The organism is Thiohalocapsa marina (assembly GCF_008632335.1).
In the GTDB taxonomy this organism is placed as follows: domain Bacteria; phylum Pseudomonadota; class Gammaproteobacteria; order Chromatiales; family Chromatiaceae; genus Thiohalocapsa; species Thiohalocapsa marina.
The window spans coordinates 1-23,422 of sequence record NZ_VWXX01000008.1 but is presented as its reverse complement, the minus strand read 5'-3'; the positions used below and the strand labels follow the sequence as shown (position 1 = coordinate 23,422).

Below are 23,422 nucleotides of genomic sequence, written 5' to 3'. Positions count from 1 at the left end.
GATGCGGCGGAGGGCACGGGCACCGCCTGCCCGGCAGCGGAGGCGAGGGCCATGCAAGACGACTACGGGGTGCAGAAGCGGGCGTATCGGCGGGTGGGCTATCGTGACCCGGTGCAGGTCAGTGTGATCGGCCATCCGGCTCAACGCTGGGCGCTGCTGGCGGAGGACCTCAGCGAGCTGGGTCTGATGCTGCTGTCGCCGACGCTGTTTCCGGTGCAGACGCGGCTGCTGATGGAGATCGATCCGGCCGCTGACCCCGCAGATCCGCAGGCCCAGGGCGGCCAGGAGCCGTTCTCTGTGCCTGTCCGTGCCGTCGGTGTGGTGCGCTGGGTCGCGCGGGCGGCGCATCAGGAGCGTTATCGCCTGGGCGTGCAGCTGGAGGAACTGAGCCAGGCGGATCGCCAGCGCCTGCGTGAGCTGGTGGTGGCGCGCGACGGGGAGGCGGCGTCGCCGTAGGGAGACGCTGATTTATTGGCCAGCCTGATCCGATCAAGGCCGAAAATTCGCACGAAAGCTGAAAACGCGGTTTCCAGGTTTCTGCATCATTCTCGTTTGCGACAGGTCTGATTCAGCAGTTCCCTGGGCGTCAGGGATGCGCCGCCGCGTTCACCCGGTCGCGCAGTTCCTTGCCTGGGCGAAAGTAGGGGATGTGCTTGCCGTCGACGGACACGGGCTCGCCGGACTTGGGGTTGCGCCCGATCCGTGGACTGCGATAGCGCAGCGTGAAGCTGCCGAAGCCGCGCACCTCGATCCGCTCGCCGCCGGCCAGGGCGTCGCTGAGCTGGTCGATGATGGTCCTCACCGCGAGTTCGATGTCCGTCTCGGTCAGGTGGGGCTGCTGCGCGGTGAGACGTTCGATCAGTTCTGCGCGTGTCATGGTGATTTCAGCGTCTCCCTGGTTAGCGTTGCCTTCGATCAGTGCACGCCAGTGACCGGCATCATCTCGATGTCGCAGGCGCCGCCGACGCTGACGGATGTCAGCCGGGCGTTGCCGCGGCAGGATTCGCCCCGGTCCTGGATGCGGCAGTTCAGCGCCAGGGGCCGGCCGGCGGTGAGCCAGCCGGGGGTGCGCCGGTAGCGGCCGACGCTGTCGAAGCGGCAGCCGTTGGAGACGCCGTAGGCGGTGCAGCCACCGCCGCCGCCCAGACGCACCTTGCGGCCGTCGACGACGAAGCCGGGATAGTTGTCCTCGACGCGAATGCGATCCCCGGTGGCCTCCTGCTCGAAGCGGAATTCCTTGAAGCGGTAGCCGCCGTCTGTCGCGTCGCCCACCTGGATGCGGGTGTTGGCGATCAGCGCATGGTCCCGGCCCCGGGTTGCCACGGCACCGGACATGTATTCGATGCGGTCGTGCTCCGGAAAGCACTTGCCCATGGCCGGCGGATGATAATAGTGGCGCAGTTCGGTCACGTCGGCGAGGACGTTGCCGGGGAACAGCGCCTGCAGGTCGGTGTCGCTGCCGTAGAGGATGCGCTCGGCGTCGCCCACGGTCTGGCTGTACATGGCCTGGATGCGATCGTAGGGGCTCAGCCCGGACAGGTCGGTGCGCAGATAGCAGGCAGTCAGGCCCGAGATCTGGGTCAGGTAGGCGTCCCAGATGTTGTATTGCGACGTGGCCGATGCGACGCCCTGGAAGTCCCCCGGAAAGCGGCAGCCCTGTCGCAGCAGACACTGGCCGACGGCTCGGTTGCGCACCGAGAGCACCACCGTGTTACGTTCGCAGGCGCCGTAGGCCGAGCAGCCGCGATCGAGGTGGCCCTCGAAGATGGCGGTGCGCATGGCGTAGTCCAGATGCTTTGCGCGCGCCAGCGTGGTCTTGTCGACGCGGGCGGCGTTGTCCGCGATGAATGTGTCCCAGGCGGTGGCCAGCCGTTCGTGGCGCCCGGTCAGCTGCCGATTGACCGTGGCGCACTGGGGCGAGTTGTGGAAGCGGCGCACGAGGCGATCGAGGTCGCTTGTGCCGTCGCCTTCGGCGATCGCCGGATCGCCGCGGCCGGGTGGATCGAAGAACGGGGCCTTTTCCAGCGCGTAGAGGTCGCGGATGCTGAGGACGTGGCGGGTGTCGTCGGGGCAGTGGTGATTCGGCACGCGCAGCCGTTTTCGCTCGGCGACCGCGCGACGGAAGGTGTCGGTGGCCGAGCCATCGGTGGCCTTGGCGGCGTCCACGACGATCTCGAAGCCGACATACGGGGTGCCCTGGGCGTCCGTCAGCGCCCGGCCGTTGCGCACCACCAGGCAGGGGATCACGGATGTGCCCTGGGCCAGGCTGCCGGCCCGGGCGCCGGGGCCGTCGGGCCCGATGTGGTAGTAGGGCACCTGTAGCGGGCCGTTGAACTCGTACAGCGTCATCACCGGTGTGGCGGGGATGTCGGCCCGGGCAGCGGCAGGCAGCAAGGCGCCGGGCAGCAACAGGGCGGCCAGGCAGACCTTTGACCAGACCCGCGGCGAACCGGAAGCCAGGCCCGGGAACGGCCGGTGCGGCAGCCCACGCGGACCATGCGGTAAGTGGTGCGGCAGCCGGCGCGACGACAGTCGCGGCAGTCGATGCAGCAAGTTCGTTGACAGGCTGCACAGAAGTCGTGCGCCGAGGCCTTGGCGGTGGTCAACCGGAAGCGTCATGGTATTGCGGGCTGTCTGCCTGTGTAGACGTTGGTCACGAGTCAGCCGATGTCGGGCGCAGTGGCCTTGTCTGCGTCAAGATTATCGGGTTTGTGGGCTGTGTGCCAGTGCGTGGCCAGCCATATATGGGGCTAACGCAAAGGCCCGCCGAGCGGCGGGCCTGCAGTGGCTCGTGGCGTGCGGCAAGACTAGAGTTCGAGCTGGTTGCGCAGCTTGTTCATGGCGTTCTTCTCGATTTGGCGAATGCGCTCGGCGGAGACGCCGAACTGCTGTGCCAATTCATGCAGGGTCTGCTTCTTCTCCGTCAGCCAGCGCTCGCGCAGGATGGTCTTGCTGCGCTCGTCCAGGCCCTCGAGCGCGGCGAATAGCCGCTTGCGCTGGTGTGCCTCGCTGTCCTCGCGCTCCAGCGCCGTGGCCGGCTCCATGCGCATGTCCGGCAGGTAGGTGGACGGCGCGGACGGGCCGTCGTCGTCATCGTCGTCGTAGCCGTCGAAGGCCATGTCGTGGTTCGACAGCCGCGATTCCATCTCCAGCACCGTCTCGGGCTTGACGCCCAGGTCGGCGGCGACGTCTTCCACCTCCTGCTTGGTGAACCAGCCGAGGCGCTTCTTGGAACTGCGCAGGTTGAAGAACAGCTTGCGCTGCGCCTTGGTGGTGGCGACCTTCACGATGCGCCAGTTGCGCAGGATGTATTCGTGGATCTCGGCGCGGATCCAGTGAACCGCGAAGGAGACCAGGCGCACGCCCACGTCCGGCTCGAAGCGACGCACGGCCTTCATCAGGCCCACCGTACCCTCCTGGATAAGGTCCGGCAGGGGCAGGCCGTAGCCCAGGTAGCCGCGGGCGATGCGGATGACGAAGCGCAGGTGCGACAGCACCAGCCGGCGGGCGGCCATCATGTCTCCTTGATCGCGCAGGCGCAGCGCCAATTCGCGTTCTTCGTCGAGGGTCAGCACCGGGATCTGATACGCACTGGAGATGTACGCGTCGATCGTCCCGGTGGAGAGGGACCCGATTGCGGCAATGTCTTTCGTCGTTGCGTCAGTCATGGCTGCGATACCCAAGTAAAATGCTCGGAAATTATGCTAGCACCGGCAGGGCGCGTTGACAACTATCAACCCCGGGTTTTTCGAGCAGGGTTCGGCTGGAAGGTTCCCTGGACCGGATTTCCGCCCGCCGCCTGCAGTTCTTAAGACAGATCTGATCGCAGATGCGGGCGGCGGGCCTGAGGCCGATCCGACATCAGTGGATCGCCGGGAGTTCCGCGGCCGTCGGCGATGAGTATACCCGACATATCCGCAGTATTGTGCGGGGTTTTGCGCCTCGCAATCGGGCGTGTCAGCGGGGTTCCAGCTGCCGGACGTGGCGGCCGACGGCAATCCAGCCGCCGACGATGCCGAGCCCCGTGGCCGCGGCCAGCAGGATCAGGGACTCGGCGAGGCCCAGGCCGTGCAGGTCGAAGCGGGTGTCGTAGAGCCCGGTCAGCCGCTCCACGGGGGCGTGCAGCAGCAGCACGGACGCCGCGATCAGCAACCAGGCGCCGAGGCCACCGAGCAGGCCGTACCAGGCACCGATGTACAGGAACGGCCGTCGGATCAAGGCCGGCGTGGCCCCGACCAGGCTCATGATCTCCACCTCGGCGCGGCGATGCTCGATCTCGAGCCGGATGGTGTTGCCGACCACCAGCAGCACGGCGAGACCGAGCACCGCCGCCAGCAGCAGTGCCGCGTTGCGCAGCAGTGCCAGGATGGCGGCGAAGCGTTGCAGCCAGAGGGCGTCGACGCGGACGAAATCCGCCTCCGGCAGGGCCTCCAGTTCGCTGGCGAGACGCTCCAGATCGACCGGCGCATGCACCGGCGGCTGATCCGATGACAGGTCCCGTGTTGCAGGCGGGGCCGTATTCGCTGCCTGCTCCGACTCCTGACCGAGCGCCTGGCCCGGCACCAGATAGGGCGCGGCGGGATAGAGCAACAGGCTCACCGGCAGCGGGTTGTCCGTCAAGTGGTCCAGCGCGGCGCCGAAGTCGCTGTAGGCGCGAAACTCCGCCAGCGCCTGCTGGCGCGAGATCAGGATGGCCGTGTCCAGGTCGGCGCGGGCCTGCAGCTGCGTTGCCAGTTCGGCGCCGCGTTGCTCATCCACGCCGGGCCGCAGGAACAGCGTCATCGCCGCGTCCTGATCCCAGTTTGCGCTGATCTGCTCCAGGTTGGTCAGCACCACCCGCAGCGCCGCCGGCAGCGCCAGCGCGATGGCGATGGCGGCCACCGTCAGGCCGGTGGAGAGCGGCGCCCGCAGCAGGCGCCGCAGGGTGTCGGCGCCTGCCTGCAGATGGTTGCCCAGCCAGCGGCCCGGCAGTCGGCCCAGCCAAGGCGGCTCCCGCCGCGTTCCAACGCGGGATTGCGGCCGCCCACGGGCCGGGTTGTGGCCAGGCTGCCGGCCGCTCTTCTGGCTCGCCTTTGGTCCCGCCTTCGGACCTGAGGGTGAAGACGGCTGGCGGCGGAGGGCGGGACGACGGGTGTTCGATCGGCCGGCCATGGGTCGGTCACCAGTTGCCGGAGTCGGCAACCAGCCGGCCCTGGTGCAGCCGCAGGGTGCGATGGCCTTGGGTGGCGATGAGTTCCAGGTCGTGGGTGGCGATGAGTAGGCTGACGCCGACCTGGTGGAAACGCTCGAACAAGTGAAAGATCTCCCGGGACAGCGCCGGGTCCAGGTTGCCGGTGGGCTCGTCGGCGAGGATCACCGGCGGCCGGGCAACCACGGCGCGGGCGATGCCGACCCGCTGCTGCTCGCCGCTGGACAGGGACGTCGGCAGCGCGTGCTCCAGCCGCAGCAGCCCGACCTGGTCCAGCGCCGCGCGCACCCGCTTGCCGAGCTCCCGCGGGTGCATGCCGGCCGCCAGCAGGGGCAGGGAGACATTGTCGAAGACGTTGCGGTCGGGCAGCAGCCGGTGGTCCTGAAAGATCATGCCGACGCGGCGCCGATGCAGCGGGATCTGCCGTCGACCCAGGGCGCCCAGGTCCTGACCGGCCACCGACAGCCGGCCACGGGTGGGTCGCTCCAGCAGGCCGATCAGCCGCAGCAGGGTGCTCTTGCCGGCGCCGGAATGGCCGGTCAGGAAGGCCATCTCGCCAGGCTCCAGGGTGAAGCTGACGTCCCGCAGCGCGTCGCCGCGTTCTGCGTAGCGCTTGGTGACGTGTTCGAAGCGGATCACGGTGCCAGCAACGCGTCGAGGAATTCCTCGGCGTCGAAATGCCGCAGGTCCTCGATGCGCTCGCCGACGCCGATGAAGCGAAACGGCACAGGCAAGCGCTCGGCGATGGCGAACAGGATGCCGCCCTTGGCGGTGCCATCCAGCTTGGTCACCGTGATGCCGGTGAGCGGCAGGATCTCGTTGAACTGGACCGCCTGGTGCAGTGCATTCTGACCCGTGGTGGCATCCACCACCAGCATCACCTCGTGGGGCGCGTCCGGATCGATCTTCTTCATTACCCGGCCGATCTTGCGCAGCTCCTCCATCAGGTTGACCTTGGTGTGCAGCCGCCCGGCGGTGTCGGCGATGAGCACGTCGACACCGCGGGCGGTGGCCGCCTGCAGGGCGTCGTAGATGACCGAGGCCGGGTCGGCGCCGGCGTGCTGGGCCACCACCGGCACCTGGTTGCGCTCGCCCCAGGCCTGCAGCTGTTCGACGGCGGCGGCGCGAAAGGTGTCGCCGGCGGCCAGCATCACAGTGTTGCCCTCGGCCTGCAGCTGCTTGGTGAGCTTGCCGATGCTGGTGGTCTTGCCGACGCCGTTGACGCCCACCATCAGGATCACCTGCGGCTTGCCGCGGCCCGGCTGGCGCACCGGTGCATCATTGCGGCGCAGGATCTCGGCGAGCTGGGCGCGCACCGCCCGCAGCAGGCCGGCGGGGTCCGATACCTCGCGCAGTTTCACGCGGTAGCTCAGGTCGTCGATGATGCGCGTGGTGGCCGGTATGCCCACATCCGCCGACAGCAGCAGCATCTCCAGTTCGTCCAGCAGGTCCTGATCGATCTCCTTGCGGCCGGTGACCAGTTCCGAGATGTCGGCGTTCAGCACCTCGCGCGTCCGCGCCAACCCGGCCCGCAGGCCAGACAGGAAGCGCTTGCGCTCGGGCTCGTCGGTGCGCCGCGCCGCGTGCTCGGCAATGGCCTGGGCCAGCCGGCCGTTGGCCTGACCGTTCTGCTCCGCAGCTGCGGATGCGGACGGAGCCGCCGATGATTGTACTGGTGCCCGTGCCGGTATCCGGACCGGTGGTTCTGCGGCCCGGGTTTCCGGTGGCCGGGCTGACGCTTCGGCGGTGCCTATGCCGACCGGCGCGGCGCTCGGCTCCGGCCCCGATGACGGTGCCGACGCCGGCGCCCTGGTCACCACCCTGTCGGCGGCGGGTACGATGCGGGGCGCGTGCGCGTCGGCGTCGCCCTGATCGATGCCGGCCTTCGTGGCCTGTTCCGTCGGTGTCTCGACCTGGGTTCGCTTCTTCTTTCCGAAACCAAACATGTGCTTCTGGGTGTGTCTCTGTGTGGGGCGGCCCGCACGGCAGCTTGGGCCGGTCATGCGGCACGGAACCCGCGGCGCCGGCGGCGGACCAATCGATGAGCCGCGTCGAGACGGCGCATTGCAACCGCGGGTCCGCGGCGCCACTTCGCCGAGAGCCGCCATCATACCCCCATCTCCACGGAGGACCTATGCTCGACAACCTTTCCATTGCGCCGCGCCGGGGCGCCGCGGTCTTGTTCGCCGCCCTGGGGCTGGCGTTGGCGCCGCTGACGCCCGCCGCCGCCGCGGTGGTGGAGCACACGCTGGACAACGGTCTGAAGGTGCTGGTCAAGCGCGATGCCCGCGCGCCCATCGTGACCTCCCAGGTCTGGTACAAGGTCGGCTCCAGCTATGAGCACGGCGGCGTCACCGGCGTGTCGCACCTGCTCGAGCATATGATGTTCAAGGGCACCGAGAACCTGGAGCCGGGGGAGTTCTCCCGCATCATCGCCGAGAACGGCGGCGATGAGAATGCCTTCACCGGACGCGACTACACCGCCTATTTCCAGACCATGGCGGCGGACCGTCTGCCGGTGTCCTTCGAACTGGAGGCGGAGCGGATGCGCCGGCTGGCACTGCCCGAGGATGAGTTCCTGAAAGAACTGGAGGTGGTCAAGGAAGAGCGCCGGCTGCGCACCGACGATGACCCGGAATCCCTGACCTACGAGCAGTTCAACGCGGCTGCCTACGAGGCCTCTCCGTACCGCATCCCCATCATCGGCTGGGCCAGCGATCTGGAATCCATGCAGGTGGAAGATCTGCGGCGCTGGTACCGGCAGTGGTATGCACCCAACAACGCGACCCTGGTGGTGGTGGGCGATGTCGAGCCGGAGGCGGTGCTTGCACTGGCCGAGGCGCACTTTGGTCCGCTGGCGCCGGAGCCGATCACGGCACCGAAGCCGCGGGTCGAGCCGCCCCAGCGCGGCGAGAAGCGGCTGCGAGTGCAGGCGCCGGCCAAGGAGCCCTACCTGCTCATCGGCTACAAGACGCCGGCCCTCGGGCATGCGGAAGCGCCCTGGGAGCCCTATGCGCTGGAGATGTTGTCGTCGGTGCTCGATGGCGGCACCAGCGCGCGCCTGAGCCGGGAGCTGGTGCGCGGTGAGCGCATTGCTGCGTCCGCCGGGGCCAGTTACAGCGCCTTCTCCCGTCTGCCCGGCATGCTGCTGCTGGACGGCACTCCGGCCAAGGGCCGCGATGTGCAGGCGCTGGAGCAGGCCCTGCTGGCGCAGGTCGAACGTCTGCGCCGCGAGCCGGTGGCGGCGGACGAGCTGGCCCGCATCCGCAGCCAGTTGATCGCAGACAAGGTGTATGAGAAAGACAGCGTATTCTATCAGGCCATGCAACTCGGCCAGCTGGAGACCGTGGGGCTGGGTTGGGAACTGGTGGACGATTACGTCGAGCAGCTGTCGGCCGTGACCCCGGCGCAGATCCAGGCGGTGGCCCGCAAGTACCTGGTGCCGGAGGCACGGACCGTCGCCGTGCTCGAACCGCAGCCGCTGGACGGCGATGCGCCACAGACGGCCATGGCCCGTGCCGGACAGAGCAGAGGACAGACTGATGCGCAGTAATCGACCCACGACAGCGATGGCTCGCCCGATGGCGCGCCTGGTGACACACCTGATGGCGCGTCGGGCCGCCGCGGCCCTGGGTGCGCTGATGCTGCTCCTGCCGACGCTGGCGTCGGCGGTGCCGCAGATCGAGACCTGGCGCACCGACAACGGCGCCGAGGTCCTGTTCGTGGCCGCGCCCGACCTGCCCATGCTGGACCTGCGCGTGGTGTTCGACGCCGGCAGTGCGCGCGACGGCGACCGCCACGGGCTGGCGTCCCTGACCGCCGGCATGCTCACCGAGGGCGCGGCCGGCCTGAGCGCCGACACCATCGCCGAGGGCATCGAATCCGTCGGCGCCGAGCTCGGCAGCGGTGCAGATCGCGACATGGCCTGGGTCAGCCTGCGCACCCTGACCGACCCCGAGGCGCTGGAACGGGCCCTCGATCTGCTGACCAAGGTGCTGACGGCGCCGGACTTCCCGGCCGAGGACTTCGAGCGGGTGCAGCAGAACACCCTGGTTGCCCTGCGCCTGGCCGAGCAGGACCCGAAGACCGTCGGCAGCAAGGCGCTGTACCGGATGGTGTTCGGTGATCACCCCTACGCCGATGATCCGTCCGGCACGGCTGAGACCGTCTCGGCGCTGCGGCCGGCGCATCTGCGGGACTTCCACCGCCACCATTACACCGCGGCCAACGCCACTCTGGCCCTGGTGGGGGACCTCACGAGGGAGCAGGCCGAAGTGGTGGCCGAGCTGGTCAGCCTGGGGCTGCCCGCGGGGGAGCGACCGGCGGACCTGCCGCCGGTGGCGGCACTGTCCCAGGGCCAGCTGCAGCGCATCGACTTCCCCTCCAGCCAGACGCACGTCTACCTGGGCCAGCCCGGCATGCGCCGGGGCGATCCGGACTACTTTCCGCTGTATGTGGGTAACCACATCCTCGGCGGCAGTGGGCTGGTGTCCCAGCTCATGGACGAGGTGCGTGAGAAGCGCGGCTTGTCCTACAGCGCCTACAGCTACTTTCTGCCCCTGTCGCAGAATGGGCCCATGGTCATGGGCCTGCAGACCAGGAACGAACAGGCCGAGGAGGCCCGTTCGGTCATGCTCGAGACCCTGCAGCGTTTCGTCGCTTCCGGTCCCACCGCCGACGAACTGGATGCGGCGCTGAAGAACATCACCGGCGGCTTCCCGCTGCGCATCGCCAGCAATCGCAGCGTGGTCCGCTACCTGGCGGTGATCGGTTTCTACGATCTGCCGCTGGACTATCTGGAGCGCTTCAACGAGCGGGTGTCGTCGGTGACCGCGGAGCAGATCCGTGATGCCTACCGTCGCCGCATCCATCCGGACCGGCTGGCCACCGTGCTGGTGGGCGGTGAACAGGACAGCCGGAGTCAGACGGTGAACAACGGGGCATCGGCCCCCGCCGAGGCCGCGCCGCCGTCCGTCGCCGGGGGGGATGCGACTGCGACCGCGACGCCGGCTTCGGCAGGGGCTCCTATGCAGGTTCCAATCCAGGCTCCGGTGCGGGCGCTGATCCGGGCCGCCGGTGGCGAGGGATAGGCCGAAGACGCCGAAGGGGCAGGGTAGCCGCGGCCCCGGTGTGTTGCGGCTGATCGGCGGGCGCTGGCGCGGCCGCCGCCTGGCCTTCGTCGAGCAGCCGGGGCTGCGTCCGACCAGCGATCGGGTACGTGAGACCCTGTTCAACTGGCTGGCGCCGGTGATCGAGGGCAGCGAGTGCCTGGACTGCTTTGCCGGCAGCGGCGCCCTGGGCCTGGAGGCGGCCTCCCGCGGCGCGGCCAGTGTGGTGCTGCTGGAGCAGGCGGCAGCCGCCGCGCGGCAGTTGCGGGGGCATCTGGCGGCGCTGGCTGCCGATTCGGCCGACGTGCAGATCGAGGTGGCGCAGGCGGATGCGCTGGACTGGCTGCGTCGGCAGACATCGCGCCGGTTCGACCTGGTGTTCCTGGATCCGCCGTTCGACGGCGACCTGCTGGGGCCCGCCTGTGAGCTGCTGGCGCGCCGCGGCTGGGTCGGCCCCGGCTCGCTGATCTATCTGGAAACGGACGGCGCCCGGGCGCTGCCGGATCTGCCCGCCGGCTGGCAACTGATCCGCGACAAGCGGGCGGGGCAAGTGCGCTATGCGCTGGCGGAGGTGGTGCCTTAGACCGTTGTGATGCCCTGACAGGGCGCCGGTTTTGGTATCCTTCGCGCCTCAATTCAAGCCGAACCCGTGGTTCCCATGCGCAGCGTCGTCTATCCTGGTACTTTCGATCCCATCACCAACGGCCATGCCGACCTGATCTCTCGGGCGTCGAAGCTGTTCGATCGCGTGGTCGTGGCGGTAGCGCGCGATACCGGCAAGGCGCCGGCATTCGATCTGGAGCAGCGGGTGGCCCTGGCGCGCACCATCTGCGCCGACATGCCCAATGTCGAGGTCGTCGCCTTTTCCGGTCTGCTGGTGGAGTTCGCCCGGCGCCTGCAGGTGCATGTGATCATGCGCGGCCTGCGCGCGGTTTCCGACTTCGAGTACGAGTTCCAGCTTGCGGGCATGAACCGACGCATGGCGCCGGACATCGAGACCCTGTTTCTGACACCGGCGGAACAGTATGCCTATATCTCCTCGTCCCTGGTGAAGGAGATCGCACGGCTCGGCGGCGATGTCTCCGCCTTTGTCGCGCCCGAGGTGCATGCTGCATTGCGCCAGCGGTTTGGATAAACTGCGCGGCATCCCAATGTGCCGCAATACACATCCAATGACCATCCGTTGTAGCCCAAGGAGCCTTTCCCATGGCATTGCTGATTACCGATGAATGCATCAACTGCGACGTCTGCGAGCCGGAGTGTCCGAACGGGGCCATCTCGCAGGGCGACGAGATCTATGTCATCGAGCCCGACCTCTGCACCGAGTGCGTCGGCCACTACGAGACCTCCCAGTGCGTCGAGGTCTGTCCCGTGGACTGCATCATCGTCGATCCGGACCACACCGAGACCGAGGATGAACTGCGCGCCAAGTACGAGCGCATCACCGGCGGCGACTGAGCGCCGATTGCCGATCCGCCGAGTGCGGGCCCTCGCGGGGGCCTGCGCCCGGCGCGGTCACGTCTTTCCCTGCTGGCGGTCCACCGAGCCTGTGGGCCCCATCGATTCTGACGGCCCATGGATTCTGGCGGCCAATCGACCCTGACGGCCAAGCTTTGAGGAACACCCCATGAAGACCCTGATCGTCACCCTGATGGCGACCTTGTTCGCGGGCGCGCTGCTGCTGCCCGATGCCGCCGAGGCGAAGCGCTTCGGCTCCGGCAAGAGCCTGGGCAAGCAGTATTCCACCCCCCGCGCCGCCCCCGACCGACAGTCAGCGCAGCCGTCGCGGCAGCAGGCGGCCTCGCAGGCTGCCGCCCAAGGTGCGCAGAAGAGCGGTGCCAGTCGCTGGCTCGGACCCCTGGCCGGTCTCGCCGCTGGCGGCCTGCTGGCGTCGATGTTCTTCGGCGACGGCTTCGAGGGCTTCCAGATCATGGACTTCCTGATCATTGCGCTGCTGGTGTTCGGCGGCTTCATGCTGTTCCGCATGCTGCGCCGAAAGACCGCAGGGCCGGCGCCTGCCGCGGCCGCGGCGGGCTACGGTGGTCAGGGTGCGGCCATGCCGGATGTCCAGGCGCGCGAGGCCGCGTCGCCCTTCGGCGGGACTTCCAGCTCGATGTCTGGCCAGGGGCCTGTTGCACAAGCGACCTCCGGCGAGTCTCAGGCGCCGGGCTGGTTCGATGCCGGAACCTTTGCCGATGGTGCCAAGACCCACTTCGTGCGCCTGCAGACGGCCTGGGACAAATCGGATTTTCGCGACATCCGCGAATACACCTCTCCGCAGCTGTTCGCCGAGATCAAGCGCGAGCGCGAATCCCTGGGCGATGCGCCCAACTACACCGAGGTGGTCACGCTGAACGCCGAGCTGGTGTCGGTGCAGCGCGACGGGGATCAGGTGGTGGCCAGCGTGCGTTTCACCGGCCTGATCCGCGAGGACGAGAACAGCCCGGCCAAACCGCTTGACGAGGTCTGGCACGTGGCCCACGCCTGGGACAGCGCCGACGGCGACTGGCTGATCAACGGCATCCAGCAGGCCGGCTGACGCGGAAGGCAAACTGCTAAGGCGCCCTTAGCGCAAAGGCGCTGAAAGCACGGAGAACGCGCAGAGACTTGACAAGGCTGCTGCCTGCGCTGCGCTGCGCTCTCCGCGCCTCAGCGGTTGTAACCTGCCGCCATCCTCAGTGCTGGCAGCGCGGGCAGAAGAAGCTGGAACGCTGCCCGATGCGCCGCTGACGCACCGCCTGCCCGCAGCCCGGGCACGGCGCCCCCTCCCGCCCGTAGACCCGCAACGCCTGCTTGAAGTAGCCGGGATTGCCGTCCTCGCGCACGAAGTCGCGCAGGCTGGTCCCGCCTTGTTCGATGGCGGCGTTCAGCACCGCCTTGATGGCGTCGGCGAGCGCCTCGTAGCGCGCGCGGCCGACGTGTCCAGCCGCCCGGACGGGATGGATGCCCGCCAGGTGCAGCGATTCGCTGGCGTAGATGTTGCCTACGCCCACCACCACCCGGCTGTCCATGATGAAGCACTTCACTGCGCTGCGACGCCCGCGGGACAGGCGATACAGGTAGTCGCCGTGGAAGGCGTCGGACAGCGGCTCCGGCCCGAGGGCGCGCAACAGCGGGTGCTGCTCCACCGGCGGTGGCACCCAATGCAGGCTGCCGAAGCGGCGCGGATCACGCAGCCGCAGGCAGTGGCCGTCGTCCAGCCGCAGATCCACATGGTCATGGGCGCCGGGCGGTGTATCCGCGGGCAGCACGCGAAGGCTGCCGGACATGCCAAGGTGCAGCATCAGCGCGCCGGTGTCCAGGTCCAGCAGCAGGTATTTGGCGCGGCGCCGGAGATCGCGGACCTGCTGTCCGGCCACGGCGGCCTCCACGTCGGGTGCGATAGGCCAGCGCAGCCGTCGCTCGCGCACGATCAACTGCTCGATCTGCCGCCCCTGCAGATGCGGTGCGATGCCTCGCAGGCTGGTCTCCACTTCCGGCAGTTCGGGCATCAGGGGCTGGTCCATCGCGGGGTTTGCATAGGGTCGGACAGTAGCGCGTGACGCCGTCGCTGCCAAGTGTTCTGCGGTTCGGGCTTGCCGACTCGCCTGTGGCTTGCGATGCTTCACCCCATGATACGGCTTGGCATCGACACCGGCGGCACCTTCACTGACTTCGTGCTCTGGCAGGACGGGCGCATGCGCGTGCACAAGGTGCTGTCGACACCGCAGGCGCCGGAGCGCGCCATCCTGCAGGGCATCGCCGACCTGGGGTTGTCGCTGGCTGATACCGGGACGCCATTGCAGGTGGTGCATGGCTCCACCGTGGCAACGAACGCCGTGCTGGAGGGCAAGGGGGCGCGGACGCTGTATGTCGCCAATCGCGGGCTGGCCGACCTGCTGGCCATCGGTCGCCAGGCCCGCGCGGAGCTGTATGCCTTGCAGCCCCAGGACCGGCCGCCGCCGGTGCCCGCGGCGGACTGCGTCGAGACCGGCGGTCGGCTGGCCGCTGACGGCACGCTGGTGGAGCCGCTGACGGCGGCGGACCTGGACGCGCTGGGTCGTGTCGTCGCTGCCCGCGGTCCCGAGGCCGTGGCGATCAACTTGCTGTTTTCCTTCATCGACGACAGCGCCGAGCGGGCCATCGCCGAGGCGCTGCCGTCGTCGCTGTTCGTCTCGCGCTCGTCCGAGGTCTTGCCATTGCTGGGGGAGTACGAGCGCGGCATCGCCACCTGGCTGAATGCGCGGCTCGGGCCGCTGGTGGGCGGTTACATCCGTCGGCTGCAGGCGCAACTGCCGGATGCACGGCTGTCGGTGATGCAGTCCAGCGGCGAGGCCGTCGCCGCCGGGCAGACCGCCCGCCAGGCGGTGCGACTGTTGCTGTCCGGGCCCGCGGGCGGGCTCGCCGGTGCCGGCTTCGTCGGCCGCGGTGCCGGCATCCGGCGCCTGCTCAGCTTCGACATGGGCGGCACCTCGACGGATGTGGCCCTGGTGGACGGGGCACCGCACCTGACCACCGAGGGACGCATCGCTGGCTACCCGGTGGCCGTGCCCATGGTGGACATGCACACCATCGGCGCCGGGGGCGGCTCGATCGCGCGGCTGGATGCCGGCGGCGCGCTGCTGGTAGGGCCGGAGTCCGCCGGTGCCGACCCGGGCCCGGTCTGCTACGGCAAGGGTGGTCGCGAACCCACGGTCACGGATGCCAACCTGGTGCTGGGGCGGCTGCGTGCAGCGGCCTTCCTCGGCGGGCGCATGCAACTGGACCTAGCCGCCGCCCGCGACGCGCTGTCCGGGCTCGGTCGGCGCATGGGATTGTCGGCGGAGCAGGCGGCCCTGGGCATCATCGATCTGGCCAACGAGCACATGACACGTGCACTGCGGGTGATCTCGGTGCAACGGGGGCTGGACCCGCGCGATAGCCATCTGTGTTCCTTCGGCGGGGCAGGGGGGCTGCACGTGTGCGCCCTGGCCGACGCCCTGGGCATGACCCGAGCGCTGGTGCCGGAGCGGGCGGGGGTGCTGTCGGCGCTGGGCATGCTGGTGACGCCGCCAGGACGGCTGCTGACCCGTACCTGGCTCGGCGAACTGGCCCGGCGTAGCGATGCGGAGATCGCCGCGGCCCTGCGCGAACTCGGCGATGAAGGCGCGGCGGCCCTGGGCGCCGAAGGCGTGACAGCCGGAAGCATCACGCGGGAAGAAAGCCTGGACCTCCGCTATCGGGGCCAGTCCTGCACGCTGAACGTGCCCTGGCAGGGTGGCGCAGCAGCGGCGGATGCCTTTCGTCGGCTGCATCGCGAGCGCTACGGGCACGACCTGGACCTGCCGGTGGAGCTGGTGAACCTGCGGGTGCGCCTCACCGCGCCGGCGCCGGCGGTGATGCTGCCGGAGGTGGAGGAGCTGGAGTCTGCATCCAATTCAGAGCCGCTTTCGGAGGGAAAGCGACCGACCGCAGAGACCACTCAGGTCTTCGGCTGCGAGGCGCCTGTGCCCGTGCTGTCGCGGAGCGCGTTGCCGGTCGGCGCCCAGCTGCACGGCCCGGCCATCGTTCTGGATCCCGTGGCCACCACCTGGCTGGCCCCCGGCTGGGAGTTGCTGCGGGATCGCGCCAGCAACCTGCACCTGTGGCGGGGCGATGATCCGCTGGCCCTGTCGGATGACTGACTGGGATCTCGACCCATGAAAAAACCCGCCGAGGCGGGTTTCAGGAAGACTGCTTCCGGTACGCGGGGCGCAACCGGCAGGCAGGATCATTATTTGATCTTGCCTTCCTTGTACATCACGTGCTGACGGACGACGGGATCGAATTTCTTCATCTCCATCTTGCCCGGCTGATTCCGCTTGTTCTTGGTCGTGGTGTAGAAGTGACCGGTACCCGCGCTGGAGTTCAGGCGGATCTTTTCGCGTGCTGCCTTAGCCATGGTGTGTTCTCCGAAGGGGTGCCTGGACTCAGAACTTCTCGCCGCGGGCGCGAAGGTCCGACAGCACCGAGTCGATGCCGTTCTTGTCGATGATGCGCATGCCCTTGGTGGAGACCCGAAGGCGGACCCAGCGCTTTTCGCTCTCCACCCAGAAGCGGTGGTAGTGCAGGTTGGGCAGGAAGCGACGACGCGTTTTGTTGTGCGCGTGCGAGACGTTGTTTCCGGTGATCGGACGCTTGCCCGTCACCTGGCAGACTTTCGACATGGCCCCTCTCCTCAAGAGAAAACTGCAAGACCGCCGTGGAATCGGCGGCCCGATGTGTCAGGAAATCGAACGAACGGCCCCGGGGCCTGATGCGTCTGACTGTTCGGCCGGGGAGGCGGGCATACGGCTACGCCCAGCCGAAACAAGACCGCCTAAAATACAGCCTTAAGCCGGGCCGGTCAAGCTGCGGGCGGCTGCAGTCACGTAGGCGCATGGCCGTAACTACCGGGGCGGGCGCATCATTCGTTGCCGATGTCGGGCCTGGGCATCGGCGAACTCCTGCGGGCTCAACTCTCCGTCGGCGTCCAGATCCAGGTCGGTGAACGGTGGCGCGGCGGCCAGGTTACGCATGCGGTAACCCTGTTGCGAGCGTTCTGCGATGCGCTCGGCCCGTGCCTGCTGGAACTCCTGCTCGGTGATGACGCCGTCGGCATTCCGATCGAAGTTTGCAAAGCCCATGGGGCCGCGTCCTCCGCCGGGCTGGGCGAGGGCGGTGTGAGCGGCGGCGAGACATCCGACCACGGCGAGCAGCAGTGCGGATGGGCGGTGGGTCGGGTTCGGTCGGGTCGTTTTCACAGGTCATCTCCCGTTGGATGCAAGGCTGGCGCCGTGGCGCGTGCTTACAGGTGTGCGCTGCGCTTGCGGCCGGTCAGCATCGCGCGCACCAGGTTTTCCCGGTGGCTCAGGCTGGAGACCGCCACGCCGAGCAGGTGCAGGGCAATCAGTCCCAGGGCGAGGTTGGCCAGGGACTCGTGCACCTCTTCCAGGGCGTGTCCCCAGTCCGCCGGCAGGCCTTGCATCAGCGACGCCAGCGGACCTGCGAGTTCCTCGGCGCCGTACAACGCCAGGCCGCTGACGCCCGTTGCCGTGATCACCACCAGCAGCAGCACGATCATGGCCCCGCCGGCGGGATTGTGTCCCAGGTGGCGCGGCGCCTGGAATCGGACGGCATCCCGCAGGTAGGCGAGCACCTGGCGCGGTCCGCGCACGAAGTCGCTGAAGCGCGCGTGCCGCGTGCCCACCAGACCCCAGACCAGCCGGACGGCGATCAGTGCGAGCATCAGGTAGCCGGCCCAGACATGCACGCCGAGCAGATGGTCCTCGACGATGAAGGCGACGGCGAAGGCCGCGGCCAGGCTCCAGTGGAAGACCCGCACCAGGGGGTCCCAGACCTGGGCCTCCGCAGCGGAGGTTGTTTGCTGCGACGCCCCGGTGGGGCTACGGGTGACATCGGTGGCGTGTGCTGTCATGGCAGGCTCCTCGCATTCAGTGTAGGTGGTCGGTCGCTGCACCGCGTCGGATCGCGACCGGGGCACAGCCTAGCCCCCAGGCGCTGACCGGAGCCTGTCGGGCGTTGTCAGCGATTGGTCAGGATGCGACAAGCACAATACACCGCATGAACAGTCATTCGTCATCTCCCGCAAGCCGGATCCAGGGGCGCCGATCGGCACCCCGTCTTGTCCTCAGTCTTGCCCTCGGTCTGGCGCTCCCGCTGGCCGTTCCGCCGGCCACTGCCGTCACCCTTGGCGAGGACGTCTCCGCCGCGTTGTCCCGTGCAGCGGAGCAGGCCCGTGTCGCCGCCATCCGCGGCGAGGGCCAGGCCGTGCGCCGCCATGCAGAAAGTCTGGTGGCGGAAGATCCAAGCCTGCGCCTCAAGTATCTGTCCGACCAACTCACGGATGACACCGGCGCCTATGAATGGGAGGCGATGGTGGACCTGCCGTTATGGATGCCCGGGCAGCGCGGCGTGCGTCGGGAGATTGCCGCAGCGCTGGGCGGACAGGCCGATGCCCTGGACCGTTTGCTGCGCTGGGAGATGGCTGGACGCGTGCGCGAGGTAGCCTGGAGCGCAGCCCTTGCGCTGGGGCGACTGCGTCAGACCGAGCAGGCGCTCAAGACCGCGCAGGCCCTGCAAGATAACGTGGCGACGCGTGTCGAAGCCGGTGAACTGCCGCGGGTCGACCTGTTGCTCGCCCGCCAGGATGCCCTGGAGCGCGAGGCCGAGCGGCAGGCCGCCTCGTTGGAGGCACAGGATGCGATGGCCCGGTATGCACAGCTCACCGGGCGAACCGCGCTGCCGGCCCCCCTGCTCGAGCCGGTGGGCAATGCCGGATCGCTGCCGGCGGATCACCCCCTGCTCGGCGATGCCGAGGGTGCCCTGGTGTTGGCCCGCGCCGAGCGTGATCGGGCGCAGCGCGACCGCGTCGGTCACCCGGTGCTGAGCCTTGGCGGCAAGCGCGCCCAGGACCAGCGCGGTGGCGACATCCAGAACATGGTGCAGATGGAGATCAACATCCCCTTCGGCCTGGCGGCGCAGTCGGCTCCGGAACTGGCCGCCGCCGAACGCGCCTACACCGAGCGATCGACCCAGCGACATCAGGTGCAACTGGAGGCCGAGCGCTCCCTGGCGCTGGCCCGACTCGAGCGGCAGGGCGCTGACGCGGCCCTGGCCGTGGCCGAGCAGCGCCACGCGCTGGCGCAGGAGGCCCTGGGCCTGGTGCGGCGCGCATTCGATCTGGGAGAGACCGATCTGACCAGTCTATTGCGCGCCGAGGAGCGTGCGCGAGAGGCCGGCATCGCGCTGGAGCTGAGTCGCCTTGAGCGCGGCCGTGCGCAGGCCAGACTCAATCAAGCCCTGGGAGTCATTCCGCAATGAGCCATCCGTTGATCTACGCACTCGCCGTGCTGATTCCGCTCCTGTCCGGTACCGCCCGGGCAGGCGACCTGATTGCATTCGACGCCGAACAGCAGCGCGCCTTCGGCATCGTGCTGGCGCCACCGGTGGCCGCCAGCGAGACGCTGTCGTCCCGCTACCCCGCCGAGGTGCAGGTGCCCAATCGACAGATGCGGGTGGTTGCGGCCGCGCAGAGCGGGGTACTGGAGAGCCTGCTGGTGGCAGAGGGCGAGCGGGTGAGCGCAGGCCAAGTGCTGGCGGAACTGCGCAGCCCCGGTCTGCTGGAAGGCCAGAGTGCCTATCTGGAGACCCTGATCCGGTTCGAACTCGCCGACGGCGAGCTTGCCCGTGACCGCCAGTTGCATCAGGAAGGGGTGATCGCCGAGCGCCGCCTGCTGGAGACGGCGGCCAGGCAGCGCGAACTGGCGATGCTGCTGGAACAGCGTCGACAACGCCTGGAACTCATCGGCCTGGATCCGCGCGATATCGAGACGCTGACCCGGGAGCGACGGCTCAGCAGTCTGCTACCGATCCATGCGCCCATGGATGCTGTGGTGCTGGAACAGTTGGTGAGCACTGGACAGTCCGTGGAAATTGCCGAGCCGCTGTATCGGCTTGCCCAGCTGGAGCCACTCTGGTTGCAGGTACATGTTCCGGTCGCTCAGCTGGCGGGCATCGATGTCGGCAGCCGGGTGGTGCTGCCCAGATTCGATGTGATGGGTGCAGTTGTCACCGTTGGTCGCTTGGTCCACGGACAGGACCAGGGCGTGACCGTGATCGCAGAGGTGCGCGCCGGGGCCGAACAGCTGCGGCCGGGCCAGTTCGTGGAGGTGCAGTTGGCGGCCGTGGCCGACCACAGCGGCTGGCGTGTGCCCGCCGCCGCCCTGGCGCGTCAGGGTGAGCAAAGTGTCGTCTTCGTTGCGCGTGAGGGCGCGTTCGAGGCCCGTGAGGTGGAGCTCCTCAGCGAGGAAGAACAGACTGCGCTGGTCAGCGGGCCCTTGAGCGCCAGCGATCGGCTGGCGGTCAGCGGCATCGTTGCCCTCAAGGCCGCCTGGCTGCAGGCCCCCGGGCAAACCGAGACCGGCACAGAGACCGGAACCGGTGCCGGTACCACATCCGGAGGTGACTGATGCTTGCGCGCCTGATCCAGTTCGCGCTCACCCAACGGCTGCTGATGCTGCTGGCGGTGGTGCTGCTCGTCGGCGGCGGCTGGAATGCCTTCCAGCAGACGCCCATCGATGCCTTTCCGGATGTCTCGACCACGCAGGTCAAGGTGATCGTCAAGGCGCCGGGTATGACGCCGGAGGAGGTGGCCGCCCGCATCACCAGTCGCATCGAGGTCGAGATGCTCGGCATTCCGCGGCAGACCATGCTGCGCTCGGTGGCCAAGTATGCCCTGACCGACATCACCGTGGATTTTGCCGAAGGGACCGACATCTACTGGGCGCGCCAGCAGGTGGCCGAGCGGCTGAATGCCATCTGGGCCGATCTGCCCGAGGGGCTGGAGGGTGGCATCGCCCCCATGACCACGCCGCTTGGGGAGATGTTCATGTTCAGCATCGAAGGCGGCGATCTCACGCTCGCTGAGCGCCGAGATTTGCTCGACTGGACCATCCGCCCTGCGCTGCGTTCGGTGCCGGGGGTCGCCGAGGTCAATTCTCTGGGTGGCTTCGTGACCACCTTCGAGGTCGTGCCCGACAACGTCCGCATGGCGGCGCGCGGTATTCGCTTCGACGTCCTGCACGCAGCCATCGCGGCCAACAACCGCAATGACGGCGCCGGACGCCTGGACGCGGGCGAGGAGGTGCTGCTGGTGCGCAGCGAGGGCGCCATCCAGACGCTGGACGACATCGGCGCCATCGTCGTCGGCGGCGAGCCCAGCCAGCCGATCCGCGTGGCCGATGTTGCCGATGTCCGTCTGTCGGCCCTCACCCGCTACGGCGCGGTGACCCGCAATGGCCAGGGAGAGGCGGTGGAGGGTCTGGTGCTGGGGCTGCGCGGGGCCAATGCCCGCACCCTGGTCAAGGCGGTCCAGGCCAAGCTCGACGCGCTCGCACCGAGCCTGCCCGAAGGCGTGCATATCGATGTCTTCTACGACCGCGGCGTGCTGGTGGACAAGGCCGTGCATACCGTCTCCAAGGCATTGATCGAAGCAACGGTGCTGGTGCTGGTGCTGCTGGTGGTGTTCCTGGGCGATCTGCGCGCCGCGCTCACCGTTGCCCTGATCCTGCCATTGTCCGCATTGGCCACCTTCATCCTCATGCGTCAGTTCGGTCTCTCGGCCAACCTGATGTCCCTGGGCGGTCTGGCCATTGCCATCGGCATGCTGGTGGATGCCGCTGTGGTGGTGGTGGAGAACATCGTTACCCAGCTTGGCCGGGGCGCCGCGGGCGGACGGCTGCCGCGACTGCACCTGATCTATCGGGCCGCGCGCGAGGTGGCTGTACCGGTCACCTCTGGCATCGCCATCATCATCATCGTCTTCCTGCCACTGCTGACGCTGCAAGGGCTGGAGGGCAAGCTGTTCGTGCCAGTGGCGCTGACCATCGTCTTCGCACTGGCCAGCTCGCTGCTGTTGTCGCTGACGGTGATCCCGGTCCTTGCCTCCTACCTGCTCGGCGCCGGCGGCGGTCATCATGAGCCCTGGCTGCCGCGCCAGCTGACCCGTATCTACATGCCCGTGCTCGGCTGGGCGCTGCGCCGCGAGCCGCTGGTGATCGGCGCGGCCCTGGCGCTGCTGATCAGCGCCGGCGCGGTCTATACCCAGATCGGCAAGAGCTTCATGCCGACCATGGACGAGGGTGATCTGATCGTGCAGTTGGAAAAGCTGCCGTCGATCAATCTGGCCGAGTCCATTGCCATCGACCAGCGCGTCCAGCGGGCGCTGCTGGCGGAGGTGCCGGAGATCGCGGCCATCATCGCCCGCACCGGCTCGGACGAACTGGGCCTGGACCCGATGGGGCTCAACCAGACGGACAGCTTCCTGGTGCTCAAGCCCCGGGAGCAATGGCGCTTTGCCACCAAGGATGCGCTGATCGCGTCCATCCGACAGGTGCTGGAGCGTTTTCCCGGCGTGGACTACGCCTTCACCCAGCCCATCGAGATGCGCGTCTCGGAGATGCTGACCGGGGTGCGCGGCGATCTGGCGGTGAAGATCTTCGGCACCGACCAGGACCGGCTGAACCAGACCGCCGAGCGGGTCGTGGCCGTGCTGGAGGGGATCAGCGGCGCACGGGACGTCTATACGCCGCGCAACGAGGGCGCCCAGTATCTGAATCTTGTCATCGATCCGCTGGAGGCCGGCCGCCTCGGCATCGATGCCGACGCGCTGGCAGGCCTGCTACGTGCGCAGGTCGAGGGAATCACCATCGGCACCGTTTATCTGGAGGGCAAGCGCCGGCCGCTGGTCATCCGTGGTGCCGAGGAGCAGCGCAATTCGCCGGCGCGTTTCACCGGGCTGCAGCTGGCATTGGCTGATGGACGCGTCGTGCCGCTGAGCAATCTCGTGCGTGTGGAGCGCATCGAGGGGCCCGTCGCATTGACGCGCGAGCGCGGCAACCAGATGGCGGTGGTCATCGCCAATGTGGACGGACGCGACCTGGTGGGCTTTGTCGAGGAGGCGCGCCGCCTGGTCAGCACTGAGGTCGACCTCCCCACCGGCTACTGGCTGGAATGGGGTGGTCAATTCGAGAACCAGCAGCGCGCCGCCGCCCGGCTGGCCCTGGTGGTACCGATCGCGCTTGGGCTGATCTTTCTGGTGCTGTTCTCCACCTTCCGCTCGGTGAGCCAGGCCGTGCTGGTGTTGTCCAACATCCCCTTCGCCCTCATCGGCGGGGTCTTCGGTCTGGCCATCACCGGGGAGTACCTGTCGGTGCCGGCCTCGGTGGGCTTCATCGCCCTGCTCGGCATCGCCGTGCTCAACGGCGTGGTCATGGTGACCTATTTCAACCAGCTGCGCGCCCTCGGGCGCCCCATGGACGAGGTCGTGGTGGAAGGCGCGCGCCGCCGCCTGCGACCCGTGCTGATGACCGCGAATATCGCCGCCTTCGGGCTGGTGCCCTTGCTGTTCTCCACCGGGCCGGGCTCGGAGATCCAGCGTCCGCTGGCCATCGTGGTCATCGGCGGACTGGTCACAGCAACGGCGCTGACCTTGATCCTGCTGCCGATCCTCTACCGGCGCTTCGGCGCGCGCGACACCTAAGGAAACCGCTTAGGCACGATTCAGAAATAACCTACACGGATGCACGGTAGGGCGGATAAGCGAAGCGCATCCGCCACAGGCCACAAC

22 protein-coding genes are annotated in these 23,422 nt (G+C 68.4%); 11 read left to right on the top strand and 11 right to left on the bottom strand.

Annotated elements, in window-relative coordinates; all coding sequences use genetic code 11:
• The first annotated feature begins 51 nt into the window (after positions 1-51).
• Positions 52-456, top strand: a complete 405-nt coding sequence (locus tag F2Q65_RS07900) for a PilZ domain-containing protein (protein ID WP_150092145.1) — start codon at positions 52-54, stop codon at positions 454-456.
• Between the two features lie 130 nt (positions 457-586).
• Here F2Q65_RS07900 and F2Q65_RS07895 read toward each other — a convergent pair whose 3' ends face one another.
• From F2Q65_RS07895 to ftsY, 6 genes are all read right to left on the bottom strand, one after another.
• Positions 587-877: an integration host factor subunit beta gene (locus F2Q65_RS07895; protein ID WP_150092143.1), complete on the bottom strand. Its 291-nt coding sequence runs from the start codon at positions 875-877 to the stop codon at positions 587-589.
• Between the two features lie 38 nt (positions 878-915).
• Positions 916-2,553 carry a hypothetical protein gene (locus F2Q65_RS07890; protein WP_342782228.1) on the bottom strand — a complete coding sequence of 546 codons (1,638 nt, stop codon included), beginning with the start codon at positions 2,551-2,553 and terminating at the stop codon, positions 916-918.
• Between the two features lie 254 nt (positions 2,554-2,807).
• Positions 2,808-3,668, bottom strand: a complete 861-nt coding sequence (gene rpoH / locus F2Q65_RS07885; RefSeq protein ID WP_150092141.1) for an RNA polymerase sigma factor RpoH — start codon at positions 3,666-3,668, stop codon at positions 2,808-2,810.
• 289 nt (positions 3,669-3,957) lie between these two features.
• Positions 3,958-5,151, bottom strand: coding sequence for a cell division protein FtsX (locus F2Q65_RS07880; protein ID WP_150092139.1), 1,194 nt, complete (start codon positions 5,149-5,151; stop codon positions 3,958-3,960).
• Between the two features lie 7 nt (positions 5,152-5,158).
• Positions 5,159-5,827, bottom strand: coding sequence for a cell division ATP-binding protein FtsE (gene ftsE, locus F2Q65_RS07875; protein ID WP_150092137.1), 669 nt, complete (start codon positions 5,825-5,827; stop codon positions 5,159-5,161).
• Positions 5,824-7,134 carry a signal recognition particle-docking protein FtsY gene (gene ftsY, locus F2Q65_RS07870; protein WP_150092135.1) on the bottom strand — a complete coding sequence of 437 codons (1,311 nt, stop codon included), beginning with the start codon at positions 7,132-7,134 and terminating at the stop codon, positions 5,824-5,826. Before ftsY ends, ftsE begins: the two co-directional genes overlap by 4 nt.
• 188 nt (positions 7,135-7,322) lie before the next feature.
• Here ftsY and F2Q65_RS07865 point away from each other — a divergent pair, with 188 nt between their 5' ends.
• From F2Q65_RS07865 to F2Q65_RS07840, 6 genes are all read left to right on the top strand, one after another.
• Positions 7,323-8,741: a M16 family metallopeptidase gene (locus F2Q65_RS07865; RefSeq protein ID WP_150092133.1), complete on the top strand. Its 1,419-nt coding sequence runs from the start codon at positions 7,323-7,325 to the stop codon at positions 8,739-8,741.
• A gap of 52 nt (positions 8,742-8,793) precedes the next feature.
• A complete protein-coding gene (locus F2Q65_RS07860; RefSeq protein ID WP_150092291.1) occupies positions 8,794-10,278 on the top strand; it encodes a M16 family metallopeptidase in 1,485 nt (494 codons plus the stop codon).
• Positions 10,265-10,879 (top strand): 16S rRNA (guanine(966)-N(2))-methyltransferase RsmD, encoded by a 615-nt coding sequence (rsmD, locus tag F2Q65_RS07855; protein WP_246156056.1) that lies wholly within the window; start codon positions 10,265-10,267, stop codon positions 10,877-10,879. Before F2Q65_RS07860 ends, rsmD begins: the two co-directional genes overlap by 14 nt.
• Positions 10,880-10,954: 75 nt before the next feature.
• Complete coding sequence (coaD, locus tag F2Q65_RS07850; RefSeq protein ID WP_150092131.1) at positions 10,955-11,431, top strand: pantetheine-phosphate adenylyltransferase; 477 nt, start codon at positions 10,955-10,957, stop codon at positions 11,429-11,431.
• Positions 11,432-11,502: 71 nt separating this feature from the next.
• Complete coding sequence (locus F2Q65_RS07845; RefSeq protein ID WP_150092129.1) at positions 11,503-11,754, top strand: YfhL family 4Fe-4S dicluster ferredoxin; 252 nt, start codon at positions 11,503-11,505, stop codon at positions 11,752-11,754.
• Between the two features lie 169 nt (positions 11,755-11,923).
• Positions 11,924-12,835 carry a Tim44 domain-containing protein gene (locus F2Q65_RS07840; protein WP_150092127.1) on the top strand — a complete coding sequence of 304 codons (912 nt, stop codon included), beginning with the start codon at positions 11,924-11,926 and terminating at the stop codon, positions 12,833-12,835.
• 136 nt (positions 12,836-12,971) lie between these two features.
• Here the strand turns inward: F2Q65_RS07840 and mutM are convergent, their stop codons facing one another.
• On the bottom strand, positions 12,972-13,787 hold the full coding sequence (gene mutM, locus F2Q65_RS07835; protein WP_150092287.1) for a bifunctional DNA-formamidopyrimidine glycosylase/DNA-(apurinic or apyrimidinic site) lyase: 816 nt from the start codon (positions 13,785-13,787) through the stop codon (positions 12,972-12,974).
• A gap of 120 nt (positions 13,788-13,907) precedes the next feature.
• Here mutM and F2Q65_RS07830 point away from each other — a divergent pair, with 120 nt between their 5' ends.
• Positions 13,908-15,938 carry a hydantoinase/oxoprolinase family protein gene (locus F2Q65_RS07830; RefSeq protein WP_150092125.1) on the top strand — a complete coding sequence of 677 codons (2,031 nt, stop codon included), beginning with the start codon at positions 13,908-13,910 and terminating at the stop codon, positions 15,936-15,938.
• 89 nt (positions 15,939-16,027) lie between these two features.
• Here the strand turns inward: F2Q65_RS07830 and rpmG are convergent, their stop codons facing one another.
• The 4 genes from rpmG to F2Q65_RS07810 form a co-directional block, all read right to left on the bottom strand.
• Complete coding sequence (gene rpmG / locus F2Q65_RS07825) at positions 16,028-16,195, bottom strand: 50S ribosomal protein L33 (RefSeq protein WP_150092123.1); 168 nt, start codon at positions 16,193-16,195, stop codon at positions 16,028-16,030.
• 28 nt (positions 16,196-16,223) lie between these two features.
• On the bottom strand, positions 16,224-16,460 hold the full coding sequence (gene rpmB / locus F2Q65_RS07820; protein WP_150092120.1) for a 50S ribosomal protein L28: 237 nt from the start codon (positions 16,458-16,460) through the stop codon (positions 16,224-16,226).
• Between the two features lie 222 nt (positions 16,461-16,682).
• Complete coding sequence (locus F2Q65_RS07815; protein ID WP_150092118.1) at positions 16,683-16,919, bottom strand: EF-hand domain-containing protein; 237 nt, start codon at positions 16,917-16,919, stop codon at positions 16,683-16,685.
• Positions 16,920-17,080: 161 nt separating this feature from the next.
• Positions 17,081-17,710 carry a cytochrome b/b6 domain-containing protein gene (locus F2Q65_RS07810; RefSeq protein WP_150092116.1) on the bottom strand — a complete coding sequence of 210 codons (630 nt, stop codon included), beginning with the start codon at positions 17,708-17,710 and terminating at the stop codon, positions 17,081-17,083.
• A gap of 146 nt (positions 17,711-17,856) precedes the next feature.
• Between F2Q65_RS07810 and F2Q65_RS07805 the strand changes: the two genes are divergently transcribed.
• From F2Q65_RS07805 to F2Q65_RS07795, 3 genes are read left to right on the top strand one after another with little or no spacing between them, the layout of a single operon-like run.
• Positions 17,857-19,116: a TolC family protein gene (locus tag F2Q65_RS07805; RefSeq protein WP_150092114.1), complete on the top strand. Its 1,260-nt coding sequence runs from the start codon at positions 17,857-17,859 to the stop codon at positions 19,114-19,116.
• The gene (locus F2Q65_RS07800) at positions 19,113-20,264 is read left to right on the top strand and encodes an efflux RND transporter periplasmic adaptor subunit (RefSeq protein WP_150092112.1); all 1,152 of its coding nucleotides are present in this window, start codon (positions 19,113-19,115) and stop codon (positions 20,262-20,264) included. Before F2Q65_RS07805 ends, F2Q65_RS07800 begins: the two co-directional genes overlap by 4 nt.
• Entirely contained in the window at positions 20,264-23,335 is a 3,072-nt protein-coding gene (locus F2Q65_RS07795; RefSeq protein WP_150092110.1) for an efflux RND transporter permease subunit, read from the top strand. Before F2Q65_RS07800 ends, F2Q65_RS07795 begins: the two co-directional genes overlap by 1 nt.
• The last annotated feature ends 87 nt before the right edge of the window (positions 23,336-23,422 follow it).

Bases quoted from the DNA above. Each gene is read 5' to 3' on its own strand.
- F2Q65_RS07900 (WP_150092145.1), top strand. From the start codon at position 52: ATGCAAGACGACTACGGGGTGCAGAAGCGGGCGTATCGGCGGGTGGGC.
- F2Q65_RS07895 (WP_150092143.1), bottom strand. From the start codon at position 877: ATGACACGCGCAGAACTGATCGAACGTCTCACCGCGCAGCAGCCCCAC.
- rpoH (WP_150092141.1), bottom strand. From the start codon at position 3,668: ATGACTGACGCAACGACGAAAGACATTGCCGCAATCGGGTCCCTCTCC.
- F2Q65_RS07880 (WP_150092139.1), bottom strand. From the start codon at position 5,151: ATGGCCGGCCGATCGAACACCCGTCGTCCCGCCCTCCGCCGCCAGCCG.
- ftsY (WP_150092135.1), bottom strand. From the start codon at position 7,134: ATGTTTGGTTTCGGAAAGAAGAAGCGAACCCAGGTCGAGACACCGACG.
- F2Q65_RS07865 (WP_150092133.1), top strand. From the start codon at position 7,323: ATGCTCGACAACCTTTCCATTGCGCCGCGCCGGGGCGCCGCGGTCTTG.
- F2Q65_RS07860 (WP_150092291.1), top strand. From the start codon at position 8,794: ATGGCGCGTCGGGCCGCCGCGGCCCTGGGTGCGCTGATGCTGCTCCTG.
- coaD (WP_150092131.1), top strand. From the start codon at position 10,955: ATGCGCAGCGTCGTCTATCCTGGTACTTTCGATCCCATCACCAACGGC.
- F2Q65_RS07845 (WP_150092129.1), top strand. From the start codon at position 11,503: ATGGCATTGCTGATTACCGATGAATGCATCAACTGCGACGTCTGCGAG.
- F2Q65_RS07840 (WP_150092127.1), top strand. From the start codon at position 11,924: ATGAAGACCCTGATCGTCACCCTGATGGCGACCTTGTTCGCGGGCGCG.
- mutM (WP_150092287.1), bottom strand. From the start codon at position 13,787: ATGCCCGAACTGCCGGAAGTGGAGACCAGCCTGCGAGGCATCGCACCG.
- F2Q65_RS07830 (WP_150092125.1), top strand. From the start codon at position 13,908: ATGATACGGCTTGGCATCGACACCGGCGGCACCTTCACTGACTTCGTG.
- rpmG (WP_150092123.1), bottom strand. From the start codon at position 16,195: ATGGCTAAGGCAGCACGCGAAAAGATCCGCCTGAACTCCAGCGCGGGT.
- rpmB (WP_150092120.1), bottom strand. From the start codon at position 16,460: ATGTCGAAAGTCTGCCAGGTGACGGGCAAGCGTCCGATCACCGGAAAC.
- F2Q65_RS07815 (WP_150092118.1), bottom strand. From the start codon at position 16,919: ATGGGCTTTGCAAACTTCGATCGGAATGCCGACGGCGTCATCACCGAG.
- F2Q65_RS07810 (WP_150092116.1), bottom strand. From the start codon at position 17,710: ATGACAGCACACGCCACCGATGTCACCCGTAGCCCCACCGGGGCGTCG.
- F2Q65_RS07805 (WP_150092114.1), top strand. From the start codon at position 17,857: ATGAACAGTCATTCGTCATCTCCCGCAAGCCGGATCCAGGGGCGCCGA.
- F2Q65_RS07800 (WP_150092112.1), top strand. From the start codon at position 19,113: ATGAGCCATCCGTTGATCTACGCACTCGCCGTGCTGATTCCGCTCCTG.
- F2Q65_RS07795 (WP_150092110.1), top strand. From the start codon at position 20,264: ATGCTTGCGCGCCTGATCCAGTTCGCGCTCACCCAACGGCTGCTGATG.